Source organism: Pseudomonas sp. GW456-12-1-14-TSB6 (genome assembly GCF_059424205.1).
The window spans coordinates 1-11,891 of record NZ_JBWKZE010000056.1 but is presented as its reverse complement, the minus strand read 5'-3'; the positions used below and the strand labels follow the sequence as shown (position 1 = coordinate 11,891).

Annotated in this window: 13 protein-coding genes; 5 read left to right on the top strand and 8 right to left on the bottom strand. The window is 62.9% G+C overall.

The window, feature by feature from the left end:
- Positions 1 to 97: 97 nt before the first annotated feature.
- The 4 genes from AC07Y2_RS28435 to AC07Y2_RS28420 all read right to left on the bottom strand — a co-directional run bounded on the left by AC07Y2_RS28435 (position 98) and on the right by AC07Y2_RS28420 (position 6,333).
- Entirely contained in the window at positions 98 to 1,786 is a 1,689-nt protein-coding gene (locus AC07Y2_RS28435) for an ATP-dependent DNA ligase (RefSeq protein ID WP_103387427.1), read from the bottom strand.
- Complete coding sequence (locus AC07Y2_RS28430; protein WP_103387426.1) at positions 1,783 to 2,817, bottom strand: ligase-associated DNA damage response exonuclease; 1,035 nt, start codon at positions 2,815 to 2,817, stop codon at positions 1,783 to 1,785. The genes AC07Y2_RS28435 and AC07Y2_RS28430 overlap by 4 nt, the downstream gene beginning before the upstream one ends.
- Positions 2,818 to 3,024: 207 nt before the next feature.
- Positions 3,025 to 5,475, bottom strand: a complete 2,451-nt coding sequence (locus AC07Y2_RS28425) for a penicillin acylase family protein (protein ID WP_103387425.1) — start codon at positions 5,473 to 5,475, stop codon at positions 3,025 to 3,027.
- Positions 5,476 to 5,688: 213 nt separating this feature from the next.
- Positions 5,689 to 6,333: a glutathione binding-like protein gene (locus AC07Y2_RS28420; RefSeq protein WP_039771345.1), complete on the bottom strand. Its 645-nt coding sequence runs from the start codon at positions 6,331 to 6,333 to the stop codon at positions 5,689 to 5,691.
- A 147-nt stretch (positions 6,334 to 6,480) separates the two neighbouring features.
- Between AC07Y2_RS28420 and AC07Y2_RS28415 the strand changes: the two genes are divergently transcribed.
- A complete protein-coding gene (locus AC07Y2_RS28415) occupies positions 6,481 to 7,038 on the top strand; it encodes a cysteine hydrolase family protein (RefSeq protein ID WP_103387424.1) in 558 nt (185 codons plus the stop codon).
- Between the two features lie 146 nt (positions 7,039 to 7,184).
- On the opposite strand, the gene AC07Y2_RS28410 is transcribed toward AC07Y2_RS28415, so the two are convergent.
- Genes AC07Y2_RS28410 through AC07Y2_RS28395 form a run of 4 tightly spaced genes read right to left on the bottom strand, consistent with a single transcriptional unit; the run spans position 7,185 to position 8,892 of the window.
- On the bottom strand, positions 7,185 to 7,391 hold the full coding sequence (locus tag AC07Y2_RS28410; protein ID WP_007955014.1) for an SEC-C metal-binding domain-containing protein: 207 nt from the start codon (positions 7,389 to 7,391) through the stop codon (positions 7,185 to 7,187).
- 5 nt (positions 7,392 to 7,396) lie between these two features.
- On the bottom strand, positions 7,397 to 7,882 hold the full coding sequence (locus AC07Y2_RS28405; RefSeq protein ID WP_011332776.1) for an LEA/WHy family protein: 486 nt from the start codon (positions 7,880 to 7,882) through the stop codon (positions 7,397 to 7,399).
- Positions 7,883 to 7,913: 31 nt separating this feature from the next.
- Complete coding sequence (locus tag AC07Y2_RS28400; RefSeq protein ID WP_039771349.1) at positions 7,914 to 8,390, bottom strand: YchJ family protein; 477 nt, start codon at positions 8,388 to 8,390, stop codon at positions 7,914 to 7,916.
- 4 nt (positions 8,391 to 8,394) lie between these two features.
- Positions 8,395 to 8,892, bottom strand: a complete 498-nt coding sequence (locus AC07Y2_RS28395) for a DUF6231 family protein (RefSeq protein ID WP_011332778.1) — start codon at positions 8,890 to 8,892, stop codon at positions 8,395 to 8,397.
- A 199-nt stretch (positions 8,893 to 9,091) separates the two neighbouring features.
- Between AC07Y2_RS28395 and AC07Y2_RS28390 the strand changes: the two genes are divergently transcribed.
- From AC07Y2_RS28390 to AC07Y2_RS28375, 4 genes are all read left to right on the top strand, one after another.
- Positions 9,092 to 9,787 (top strand): PA1041 family peptidoglycan-binding anchor lipoprotein, encoded by a 696-nt coding sequence (locus AC07Y2_RS28390; RefSeq protein WP_011332779.1) that lies wholly within the window; start codon positions 9,092 to 9,094, stop codon positions 9,785 to 9,787.
- Between the two features lie 89 nt (positions 9,788 to 9,876).
- A complete protein-coding gene (locus AC07Y2_RS28385; RefSeq protein WP_039771352.1) occupies positions 9,877 to 10,599 on the top strand; it encodes a PA1041 family peptidoglycan-binding anchor lipoprotein in 723 nt (240 codons plus the stop codon).
- A 162-nt stretch (positions 10,600 to 10,761) separates the two neighbouring features.
- Positions 10,762 to 11,040, top strand: a complete 279-nt coding sequence (locus AC07Y2_RS28380; RefSeq protein WP_039771353.1) for a DUF1145 domain-containing protein — start codon at positions 10,762 to 10,764, stop codon at positions 11,038 to 11,040.
- Positions 11,033 to 11,791, top strand: a complete 759-nt coding sequence (locus tag AC07Y2_RS28375; RefSeq protein WP_039771355.1) for a collagen-like triple helix repeat-containing protein — start codon at positions 11,033 to 11,035, stop codon at positions 11,789 to 11,791. Before AC07Y2_RS28380 ends, AC07Y2_RS28375 begins: the two co-directional genes overlap by 8 nt.
- Positions 11,792 to 11,891: the final 100 nt, after the last annotated feature.

Sequence of the window (11,891 nt, the reverse complement as noted above, 5' to 3'; positions counted from 1 at the left end):
CTCAATGGACGCTCTGCGTCCGCTTTGGGACGCGGAGCGTCCCGGGCTGCATTCCCACGCAGAGCGTGGGAACGATCGGGGAGGCGTAAGGAAAGGATCAGACCAACAGGTTTTGCAAGGTCGCCAGGCTGTCGGCTTCGTCCACGGTCTTGTCCTGGCGCCAGCGCAACATGCGCGGGAAGCGCACGGCGATGCCGCTCTTGTGTCGGCGGGAGAGGGCAATGCCTTCGAAGCCCAGTTCGAACACCAGACTCGGCTTGACGCTGCTGACCGGGCCGAATTTTTCCACGGTGGTCTTGCGCACGATGCTGTCGACTTCGCGCATTTCCGCGTCGGTCAGCCCGGAATAGGCCTTGGCGAAGGGCACCAGCGCCCGGGCACTGGAACCGGGCGGGCCGTCCCACACCGCAAAGGTGTAATCGCTGTAAAGGCTGGCGCGGCGACCGTGACCGCGCTGGGCGTAAATCAACACCGCGTCGACGCTGAACGGGTCGACCTTCCATTTCCACCACACGCCCATGTCCTTGGTGCGGCCGACGCCGTACATCGCGTCCCGGGCCTTGAGCATCATGCCTTCGACCCCCAGGCGCCGGGAGGCTTCACGTTGGCGGGCGAGATCGAACCAGTCGTCACCGGTCAGGGTCGGCGAAGGCAGCAGTACCGGGTTGTTGCAGTGGGCGATAACTTGTTCCAGTTGTTCACGACGCCTGGCCTGGGGCTGGTTGCGCCAGTCTTCGCCCTGCCATTCGAGCAGGTCGTAGGCGAGTATCACCACCGGCGCGTCTTCGAGGATTTTGCGGTCCAGCGACTTGCGGCCGATCCGTTGTTGCAACAGTGCGAAGGGTTGCACCGCCGGGGCTTCTGTCGACTGCGGGTCGAACGCGTCTTCGGTGACCGGGCGGTTGTTCTTCCAGACCACGATCTCGCCGTCGATCACCGTGCCGTCGGGTAAACCGTGCAGCAGCGTGTCGAATTCGGGAAAACGCTCGGTGACCAATTCCTCGCCGCGTGACCAGACCCACAGTTTCCCGTCACGCTTGACCACCTGTGCGCGAATGCCGTCCCACTTCCATTCCACCTGCCAGTTGCTCGGCGGCCCGAGCAGGGCCTCGAAGGTTTCTACCGGTTGCGCCAGCGCATGGGCGAGGAAGAACGGGTAGGGCTGGCCGCCGCGCTGGGCGTGCTCGTCGCTGGATTCGGGGGCGATCAGTTTCAGGTAAGCGGCGGCGTTCGGCCGGTTGGACAGGTCGGTGTAACCCACCAGCCGTTGCGCCACGCGTTTGCTGTCGAGCCCGGCCATGGAAGCCAGAGCGCGGGTCACCAGCAATTTGGACACGCCGACCCGGAAGCTGCCGGTGATCAACTTGATGCACAACATCAGGCTCGGCCGATCCAGTTGCGCCCACAGTGCGGGCAACTGATGGGCGAGGTATTCCGGGGTTTCACCGCGCAGGGGCAGCAGTTTGTCTTCGATCCATTCGGCGAGACCGGCCTGCGACGTGTGCGGGTGTTCCGGCAGCACCAGCGAAATGGTTTCCGCCAGATCGCCGACCGCTTGATAGCTCTCCTCGAACAGCCATGGCTCAAGCCCGGACGTTTCAACAGCGAGTTCGCGCAGAACTCTCACCGGAACCAGTTGCCGTGGCCGCCCGCCGGACAAAAAGTACACGGCCCAGGCGGCATCTTGTGGTTGCGCCTGGGCGAAGTAGGTTTGCATCGCCGCCAGTTTGGCGTTGCTGGAGGTGGTGGCGTCGAGTTCGGCGTATAACCCGGCGAAGTCTTTCATGGTTGCACCTCGGCAACCGCAGGCGTGGCGGTGGAAAGCTCTTCTTCATCGTCACCGTATTCGGTGTTGAAACCTTGTGCGTCGAGCCCTTTTTCGCGCAGATGGCGCACCAGCACGCCAATCGAGCCGTGGGTGACCATCACCCGCTCGGCGCCGGTCTGTTCGATGGCCCACAACAGGCCGGGCCAGTCGGCGTGATCCGAGAGCACGAAACCGCGATCGACCCCGCGCCGCCGACGGGTGCCGCGCAGGCGCATCCAGCCGCTGGCGAAGCTGTCGCTGTAATCGCCGAACCGGCGCATCCAGCTGCTGCCGCCGGCCGAGGGCGGGGCGATGACCAGCGCCTGGCGCATCATCGGGTCGTTCTTTTTCACCTCGCCGGCGTAGATCGTCGGCGGCAGGTAGACGCCGGCCTCGCGGTACACGCGGTTCAGCGGCTCGACCGCACCGTGGCTGAGGATCGGCCCGAGGGTTTCGTCGATGCCGTGGAGAATCCGCTGGGCTTTGCCGAACGAATAGCAGAACAGCACGCTGGCCTTGCCGGCCTCGATGTTGGCCTGCCACCACTGATTGATTTCGGCGAACACCTGCGCCTGCGGCTGCCAGCGGTAGATCGGCAGACCGAAGGTCGATTCGGTGATGAAGGTGTGGCAACGCACCGGTTCGAAAGGGGCGCAGGTGCCGTCGGGTTCGATCTTGTAATCGCCTGATGCGACCCAGACTTCGCCGCCGTATTCCAGCCGCACCTGGGCCGAGCCGAGCACATGACCGGCGGGATGAAAGCTCAGGGTGACGCCGTGGTGGGTCAGGCGCTGGCCGTAGTCGAGGGTTTGCAGGTTGATGTCCTGGCCCAGGCGCGCACGCAGAATTCCTTCGCCGGCGCTGGCGGCCAGGTAATGCTGATTGCCGCCACGGGCGTGGTCGCCGTGGGCATGGGTGATCACCGAACGCTCGACGGGCCGCCACGGGTCAATGTAGAAGTCCCCGGCGGGGCAGTAGAGGCCTTCGGGGCGGGCGATAACAAGGTCCATGGCGTTACCGGAATGGAGGGACTTGTTAGCTATGAGGTTGGCGCGAAGTCAGAAGTTCTATTGATTTTCTGAACTGTCGCATGATCGTTCCCACGCTCTGCGTGGGAATGCCTCAGGGGACGCTCTGCGTCCAGTGACGCGGAGCGTCACGGGCTGCATTCCCACGCGGACGGTTCGACGCCTCGACGTGGGAACGATCATGGGGGGTTACTTGCCGGGAGTCAGGGTCAACCGCGTCTTGCCATACACCCGGTCAAAGTTCTGCGGCTGCATCGGCAAGCCGATGTACTGGCCCTTGAGCCAAGCATCGATGCCGTTCAGGTAGTTCGGGCTCACTGGATTTCCGGATTGCCCCGTCCCGTTCTGGCCCATCAGTGGCTCGCTCTGACCGAAATCGACAATGAAACGCATCGACGGCGCACGCGTGGTGTTGAAATCCTGGCCCCAGGCAAACGCCGCGGTGTTGAGGGTGGTGTGGTCGCCGCCTGCCGCGAGCGGGCCGCGGACGGTCTGGCCGTTGGCATTCTTCCACTCGTAGCGGTGCAGTTTGCCCCACTGCCAGGCCCGGCGGTCGCCGCCCAACTGACTGTCGCCGGCGCTGATCGCTGCCGCCAGGCTGCGGGCGAGGATCGCCGGTTTGTCTTCTTTTTGCGGGGTGCGGGCGTCGTCCCAGAACGGACTGTCTTCGCGGCCCAGCAAATGATCGGCCTGGGCGGCGTAGGACAGATCGCCATTGGCGACAAAGGCTTTCCACGCCGGGCTGCTCTGCGGGCCGAGCTCGTCAAGGAAGATCTGTTTCATGCTTTCCTGCAGGAACAACTCGTAGATCGCCGCATCGGCGGAAGTCGGGCTGAGCTTGCCGTCGAAGGCCATCAAGCGGGTATAGGCTTCGCGCGCCTTACTGCGCTCGGCTTCCGGCAGTGCGTCGATCGCCTGTTTCAGCGGCTGCGCCATGCCCGGTGCTTCAAACATTTTCTTCAGTTTGGCGGCGAAGGTGGTGGTCTGGTCGTACTGCATGGCAATCACGCTGCGACTGTCATGCTTGCCGCTGCCGGCCAGTTCGGCCAGGCGCTCGCCACGCTCCGGCGCGGCCCAGGAATTGGACAGTTGCATGCCGTAGCCGTGGGGAATGACCCGCTGGTTGGCGGTGCCGAGCCAGCCCTGGGCCGGATCCTGATCGTACGGGTGCAGCATCGGGTCGGCGTAACCGTCCCAGTCGTAGCGACCTTCCCAGCCCGGCGACGGCAGCAGGCCCTCGCCTTCGCGGCGGTTGGGGAAGCGCCCGGTAACTTGCCAGCCGATGTTGCTGGCGTCAGCAAACACCAGGTTCAGCGCGATGGCGCGGATTTCCCGGCTGGCGTCCGAGGCGCGTTCCACGTTCTGGGCGCGGCTCAGATCGAAAAACGCATCGAGGGATTTGTCGTCGGTGAAGCTCGGCGTCTGCAAGGCCAGGCCGAAGCCTGCGCCCTGAGCGGCGGCCTGGGTGCTGTTCAGCAGCGCGCCATGGCGGGTTTCGTACACCGCTTCGCGAATCGGCCGCTGGCCTTTGACGAAGTAGGTTTCGTTGCGCACCGCAACCGGTTGCCACTTGCCGTTGACCTCGTAGGACAACGTGCTGCCCTGACGACGGATTTTTTCCAGGAACAGATCCTGGTTATCGCCGAGCACGCTGGTCAGGCTCCACGCCACTTTGCCGTTGAAACCGCCGAGCACCATCGGCAGACCGGCCACGGTCACGCCGGCGGCCTGGTATTTCGGCGCGCGGATCTGCACGAAACTCCACAGCGACGGCGCGGCCAGCGGGCCATGGCTGTCGCTGGCCAACAGGCTCTTGCCGCTGCGGCTGCGTTGTGGGGCGATGGCCCAGTTGTTCGACGACTGAGTGCCCAGCAGGTTGATGGCGGCCAGTTGTTCGCTGGCGTTGCTCAGCTCCGTCAGCCCCGGAATCTGCCCGTTGAGCTTGATGCCTTGCAGCTTGTCGGCCTCGGCCAGCGGCAGGTTTTCATCGGGAGCGGACGGGGTCAGCCACGCCAGTTTGTCATTGGTCACGGTCTGCGCCAGCACCAGCGAAGCGATTTCTTCCGGCAGGTTGGCCGACTGGCTGAAGTTCAGCAGGCAGAAGATCAGCGCCGAATCTTCCGGTTTCCAGTATTCAGGCTTGTAGCCGCTGGAAGCCAGATCCCCCGGCAACTTGTCGGCGTAGCGGAACAGGTAGGCGTTGACGCCCCGGGCATAGACCTCGAAGAAGCGCTTGAGCCGTGGCGACGAAGCCTTGTACAGCTCGCCGGCGCTTTTCTTCAGGTTAACGGCGCGCATATAGCGGTCGGCGTCGAGCATCGACGAACCGGACATTTCCGCCAGACGGCCCTGGGCCAGCAGGCGCAGGGTGACCATCTGATTGATCCGGTCGCTGGCATGCACGTAACCGAGGGCGAACAGTGCGTCGTGGAAGCTGTTGCTTTCGATCAGCGGCATGCCCATGGCATTGCGGCGGACCGAAACGTTCTGCGCCAGGCCCTTGAGCGGCTGCACACCGGAGGTCGGCGGGAGGGTGTCCTGGGCGTTCCAGGTCTGACAACCGGTCAGGCTCAGAACACCGGCCACTGCTGCGGCAACGCCGAACCGGGGAAGAAAATGTGAAAGGGCTGGCGAGGCCATGGCAAAGCTCCTGCGGGGGTGTAGAGGCTGGGGGCGCAATAAAGCCGCTACGTTAGTGAGCAGGAGGGGGCCGCGCAAGCGGGGCGAGCGGTTATTTCTTCCCGCTCACGCAGATCGTTCCCACGCTCTGCGTGGGAATGCAGCCCGGGTCGCTCCGCGGCCCATTTCTACGCGGGCGGTTCGACGCCTCTACATGGGAACGATCAAGGCAGGTCAGGACTTCGGCGGATTGATCTTCTGCACCAGCGCGTAGGCCTTCACGGTCGCCGGGCGATCCTTGATGTGGTTGAACCAGCGCTGCACGTTCGGGAAGTCTTCCAGGTTCTGGCTCTGCCATTTGTGGGAGACGATCCACGGGTAGATCGCCATGTCGGCAATGCTGTATTCACTGCCGGCGACGAACTCGTTGTTGGCCAGTTGCTTGTCCAGCACTCCGTACAGGCGGGCGGTTTCATCGATGTAGCGCTTTATCGCGTAGGGGATTTTTTCCGGGGCGAACTGGCTGAAATGATGGTTCTGCCCGGCCATCGGCCCCAGCCCGCCCATTTGCCAGAACAGCCATTGCAACGCCACCTGGCGGCCACGCAGATCCTTGGGCAGGAACTTGCCGGTCTTTTCCGCGAGGTACAGCAGGATCGCCCCGGACTCGAACAGCGACAACGGTTCGCCGCCGTCAGCCGGTTCATGATCGACGATTGCCGGGATGCGGTTGTTCGGGGCGATTTTCAGAAAGTGCGGCTGGAACTGCTCGCCCTGGCTGATGTTGATCGGGTGCACGTCGTAGCGCAGGCCCGCTTCTTCGAGGAACAGGGAAATCTTGTGGCCGTTGGGCGTGGTCCAGTAATACAGGTCGATCATGGAAAGCTCCAAATCAGGAAAATGGCTTACGTGCGGACAGCAAACGCCGGCTTCAGGTTGTCCTGTGTGCGTTCGATAGCTTGCTTAATCCCAGGAGGTGATGCTCAAGTACGGGAAATTCAATGACCCCGCGTGAGAAAAATCGCCATGGAGCTCAAGGCCAACGCTGCACTGATCATCATCGACCAGCAAAAAGGCATTCTGGAACCGCGTCTGGGGCGGCGGAATAACCCGTCGGCCGAGGAGCGGATTCTTGAGCTGTTGAGTTTTTGGCGGCGCAGCGGTCGGCCGGTGATCCACGTGCAGCACCTGTCGCGCTCGCCGAATTCGGTGTTCTGGCCCGAGCAATCAGGCGTGGATTTTCAGGAAAGGTTTTTACCGCAGGAAGGCGAGTGGCTGATCCAGAAACAGGTGCCGGATGCGTTTTGTGCGACGGGGCTTGAGGCGAAGTTGCGTGAGGCGGGGATCGGGCAGTTGATCATTGTCGGCGTGGCGACGAACAACTCGGTGGAATCCACGGCACGCACGGCAGGCAATCTGGGGTTTGACGCGTGGGTGGCGGAGGATGCGTGCTTTACCTTCGACAAGGCCGACTATTTCGGCACTTTGCGTTCGGCGCAAGAGGTACATGCGATGTCGCTGGGGAATCTGCACGGGGAGTATGCGACGGTGGTCGGCAGTGCCGAGATTCTCGGGGCAGCCTGATACTGATCGGGGAGTGCGCGGGCCTCATCGCTGGCAAGCCAGCTCCCACATTCGACCGAGTTGCTCCTGATGGAGCGCGATCCCCGTGGGAGCGAGCTTGCTCGCGATGGCGGTGTGTCAGGCGAAGAGGATAATTGCCTGAAACATCAAGCGCCGTGGCACTTCTTGAATTTCTTGCCATTGCCGCAGGGGCAAGGGTCATTGCGGCCAACGTCTTTCAGGGCGTTGCGCACCGGTTCCTGGTGGGCGTGGCCGCAGTTCGGGCCGTGGACATGGCCATGGTCGTGATCATGGTGGTGATGGTCATGATCGTGGTTGCAGTCTGGGCCATGGACATGAGGTTGCTGGGTCATCGGGGTCACTCCGTAATCAAATCGGCGGGGATTATCACGCCATTGCGCGCCAGGTGCACGTAGTGAGCGATGAATAAACCGGTTTCCATCTCGCCCTCCAGTCGATAGGGAATCTGCTGGTTCGGGTTTTTCAGCATTTTCACCACCTCTTTCACCTTTGGCCACAGGTTGGTACGGATCGGCACCTTGTAAAACGCGCTGCTTTTGGGGTTCACCGTGATCCAGTGTTCGTGCTCGCCTTCGGCCAGCAGCATGTCGGCCAGGTGTATGCGGTATTCCAGGCCGCGCACGGTCAGGTCGCTGTCATTGGGGTTGTCGATGCGAAAGTGCAGGATGAATTTCTGTTCCAGCAACTTGGCGCGCACCACTTCGACTTTCACCAGGTGCACGGCGGGGTCGCGGGCGTCGTCGGTAAACCAGGACGCGCAGCCGCCGAGCCCCAGAAACATGAGCAGTGAGAAGACCTGGATTGTGCGCCAATGACCGAGCATGGTTTAACTCCCTTTGCTGCCCAGTCTAGCCTCAGCTGCTGAAATACCCCGCACAGCATTTCTTGAACTTCTGGCCGCTGGCGCACGGGCAGGCGTCGTTGCGGCCCAGCTTCAGTTGCACGGTCGGGTCGATGAAGTACCAGCGCCCGCTGTTCTGCACGAATGACGAGCGCTCGCGGTGGCTGTGTTCGCCCTGACCGTCATGCCAGCGCGCGGTGAAGGTGACGAACGCGTGCTCCGGCTGGCCGCCGAGCACTTCCGAGCTTTCCACGTCCAGACCGAGCCAGGTGCTCTGGGCGCTCCAGTTGCTGATCGACTGGCGATCCAGCCCCGCTTGCTGGGCGGGCAGGGTGGTCGCCACCAGATAATCGATCAGGCCCAGCACGTAGGCGCTGTAGCGCGAGCGCATCAGGGCTTCGGCGCACGGGGCCGGGTGGCCGGCGTGATAGTGACCGCAGCAGGCATCCAGCAGGTTGCCGCTGCCGCAAGGGCAAATGGCTGTACTCATTGCATTACCACCAGTATTTCCCGAAGTTTTCCGGATTGGCCCAGAACCGCGAGTTGAGCCAGTCGGGGACTTGTTTGTAGTCAAGCAGATCGTAGGTGAAGAGTGTCAGTACCTGCTCGTCACGGGCGAAGCGTTCGCTGGCTTGCAGGGCCAGAGAGTAAAAATCGGTTTCCTGCCAGCCGCTGGCCGGCAGATCCGCCAGCACGGCGATGCGGCTGGCGTTGAGGTTGCGGATCCCGCCCAACAGATTCAGGCCGTCGCGCTTGGGCAAATGTTCCAGGCAATCGACCACCAGCGCCAGGTCGAAACGGCGGGCCGCCAATTCCGCCGGCAGCGCACCGGGCGCGGCGTGCGCGACGCAGGTGTCCGGGTGCGCTTCCTTGAAGGCAGCCAGCGCCGGGAACTCGCTGGCGCCGATCAGCAGCAGACGTGCAGGGGCGTAGCGGTCGAGCAGGGCGGCCAATGCCTGCTGCGGCGTGCGGGAAGAAATGGCGACGTTCATCGAAGCTCCTCAATCAGAGCGCCAAGACTAGCCTGCCCGGGCGCCAAGGCCTAGATCTCTGTCCTGCGGGTTTGCGGCAAATTCGTCGAAGTCCCGTGAACAGGCGCACAAACAGCAATGGCCTATTGCTGGCGGAGATTAAAACTCCGGTCTTTACTCCCTGAATCGGTTCTAAGCCGATCCCTCAGGAGAAAACTAGATGAGCATAGTTCGGACAGCATTACCCTTGGTTCTGCTAACCAGTGTGTTGACTGGTTGCGCAGGTTTGCAGAAAACCGACTGGCCGACCTGTGCGGCAGTCGGTGGTGTTGTCGGTGCGGGGCTCGGTGCGACCGAAAGCTCCGCATGGGCGGGGTATGGCGCGTTACTCGTCGGCGGTACGGCAGCGGCCTATTGCTGGGTTCACGGTGACGGCGATGAAGACGGCGATGGTGTGCCGGACAGTCGCGACAAGTGCCCGGGCACGCCTAAAGGCGTACAGGTCGATGCCGACGGCTGCCCTCCACCAGCCCCTGCACCAGTGGTCGAAGAAGCTGTAGTGGTCAAGGAAGAAACCATTGTCATCCGCGATGTTCACTTCCAGTTCGACAAGGCCACGCTGACCCCGGCCGACAAACTGGTCCTGGATAAGGTCGCTTCGCGCCTGAAACAGGAATCCAGCACCGCGCAACTGACCGTGACCGGCCACACCGACAGCGTCGGCAGCGATGCCTACAACCAGAAACTGTCGGATCGCCGCGCGCACTCGGTGGTCAAGTACCTGGTTGAAAGCGGCGTACCGCAAAGCAGCTTCGTGTCGGTGACCGGTGCCGGTGAAAGCCAGCCGGTGGCAGACAACAAAACTGCTGACGGTCGCGCGCTGAACCGTCGTACCGAAATCAAAATCAACCGCTAGCCCCCTCGCATCCGCGGCTTGTGCAGTCGCGGATGCGGGTCTTTACTCCTGTGTAACCGGTATGGGCCGGTGACACAGGAGCTTTAACGATGAGTGTTCTTACAAGGTCCGTCTTGCCGGTTCTGCTGCTGGGCAGCCTGTTGACCGGTTGCGCCACCCACAGCGATGGCACCGCTCCCCTCAATCAACGTACCTGGCCGATCTGCAGCCTTATTGGCGGACTGGTCGGCGGCGGTCTCGGCGCGCTCGAAAGCAGCGGTTGGGCCGGCGGTGGCGCTGCGCTGGGGATCCTCACCGGCGGATTGATCTGCTATGCCCAGGATGGCGATGAAGACGACGACGGCGTGTTCGATCGCCGCGACCGTTGCCCCGATACCCCGGCCAACACACCGGTTGACCACCGTGGCTGTCCGCTGCCGCAATATCCGGTCACCGAGAAACCCGCCGAACCGGCCCCGCAAACCGAAGTCATCACCCTCAACGATGCCGGCAACGTGCTCTTCGACTTCGACAAGTCGGATTTGAAACCGGCCGCAAAAAGCCAGCTCGACACGTTGATGGACAAACTGCGCAATGCCGATGTGGTGAGCATCAAGGTCATCGGCCACACCGACAGCAAGGGTTCGGATGCCTACAACCAGGCGCTTTCGGAACGTCGCGCCAGCAGCGTGGCGGAATATTTGCTGAGTCAGGGCCTGGCGCCGAACAAACTCACCAGTGAAGGGCGCGGCGAGAGTGAACCGGTCGCCGATAACAATACGGACGAAGGGCGTGCGCAGAACCGTCGGGTGGAACTGCACATCAATCGTTAGGATGGGTCTGTAGTCCGCGGGCTAGAGCTGTCGGTCGATGAACGTCGTCGAACCGGCAGCCATCCGGCGGTGGATCGGTTTTTTTCATTTTTCCCTCTGGCTTATCCCCTGCAGAAGCCGTTACTGTGCGCCCAAAGAATAATTCGCAACACGGGGGAGCGTATGAAGGTGTTTTGTGGGCTGGGGCGATTGTTGACCCTGCTGTTCTGCTGCGTGGTGCTGGCCAATCAGCTGGTGCCGTTTGTTCATCCGCTGCACCTGCTGGTCAATCTGGCCGGCGGTCTGCTGCTGGCGATCCACGTGCTCGAAGTGCTGCTGTGCAACCGCAGCCTCAAGGGTCGTCCGCACCCCTGGCGTGATCGTGGCCGCATCCTGCTGTTCGGCGTATTCCACCTGCAAACCATCCCGGCCCCGGCCGCTCCGGAGGCTTCCCATGCGTAAACTCTGCCTGCTCGCTGCATTCATCAGTCCATTGGCCTGCGCCCAGGTGGTCAGCGTCGAAACCAACTCGCTGATGCGTCTGCCGAACACCGCCAGCACTCTGCAACTGGAGAAACTGGTGGTCGCCGATTACGGCACCTTGCTGATTCCATCGAACGTGACCGAGCTGAGTGTCGGCGAACTGCAACTGGGCCACGAAGCGCGTATCGCCATCGTGCCGAGCGAACAGGCGCTGGAGATGAAAGTCAGCCGCGCCGAACTCGCCGAAGGCAGCCAGATCACCGCCCGTGGCGCACCGGGGACGTACGAAAAAGCCGCCCGCGCCGGGCGCAATCTGAATCTGCAGTTCAAGGCGTTGAACGCGCCGAAACTGGTGGTCGATGCCCGTGGCGGCACCGGTGCGCCGGGATTTGTCGGGCTTGATGGCGCCAACGGTCAGGAGCCGGGTTGCACCTGGGGTCAGGCGGGACACGGTTTTGATGGCAGCAACGGCAGCGATGGTCAGCCGGGTGCACCGGGCGCGCTGGTGCGACTTGAAGTACCGCGCGAGTTTCCGGCTGAGCTGATCAAGGTCGAAGTCGCCGGCGGTGCCGGTGGCCCGGCCGGTCCTGGCGGCAAACCGGGGGCGGGTGGCAAGTCCAAGGGCTGCCTGGTGTATCGCGCCGACGGCGGCAAGAGCGGCAAGCCGGGGGCTGACGGGCAGCCGGGGCCTGCGGGTGCGGCGGGGTCTGTCACCGTACAGCGCCTGTAATCGATTGCTCCCACCCTCTACGTTGATCGTTCCCACGCTCTGCGTGGGAATGCCTTTAGGGACGCTCCGCGTCCAGTGACGCGGAGCGTCACGGGCTGCA

Coding starts and splice junctions, on each gene's coding strand:
- AC07Y2_RS28380 (WP_039771353.1), top strand. CDS start 10,762: ATGAAGGTGTTTTGTGGGCTGGGGCGATTGTTGACCCTGCTGTTCTGC.
- AC07Y2_RS28395 (WP_011332778.1), bottom strand. CDS start 8,892: ATGAACGTCGCCATTTCTTCCCGCACGCCGCAGCAGGCATTGGCCGCC.
- AC07Y2_RS28400 (WP_039771349.1), bottom strand. CDS start 8,390: ATGAGTACAGCCATTTGCCCTTGCGGCAGCGGCAACCTGCTGGATGCC.
- AC07Y2_RS28385 (WP_039771352.1), top strand. CDS start 9,877: ATGAGTGTTCTTACAAGGTCCGTCTTGCCGGTTCTGCTGCTGGGCAGC.
- AC07Y2_RS28425 (WP_103387425.1), bottom strand. CDS start 5,475: ATGGCCTCGCCAGCCCTTTCACATTTTCTTCCCCGGTTCGGCGTTGCC.
- AC07Y2_RS28420 (WP_039771345.1), bottom strand. CDS start 6,333: ATGATCGACCTGTATTACTGGACCACGCCCAACGGCCACAAGATTTCC.
- AC07Y2_RS28375 (WP_039771355.1), top strand. CDS start 11,033: ATGCGTAAACTCTGCCTGCTCGCTGCATTCATCAGTCCATTGGCCTGC.
- AC07Y2_RS28430 (WP_103387426.1), bottom strand. CDS start 2,817: ATGGACCTTGTTATCGCCCGCCCCGAAGGCCTCTACTGCCCCGCCGGG.
- AC07Y2_RS28390 (WP_011332779.1), top strand. CDS start 9,092: ATGAGCATAGTTCGGACAGCATTACCCTTGGTTCTGCTAACCAGTGTG.
- AC07Y2_RS28415 (WP_103387424.1), top strand. CDS start 6,481: ATGGAGCTCAAGGCCAACGCTGCACTGATCATCATCGACCAGCAAAAA.
- AC07Y2_RS28405 (WP_011332776.1), bottom strand. CDS start 7,882: ATGCTCGGTCATTGGCGCACAATCCAGGTCTTCTCACTGCTCATGTTT.
- AC07Y2_RS28435 (WP_103387427.1), bottom strand. CDS start 1,786: ATGAAAGACTTCGCCGGGTTATACGCCGAACTCGACGCCACCACCTCC.
- AC07Y2_RS28410 (WP_007955014.1), bottom strand. CDS start 7,391: ATGACCCAGCAACCTCATGTCCATGGCCCAGACTGCAACCACGATCAT.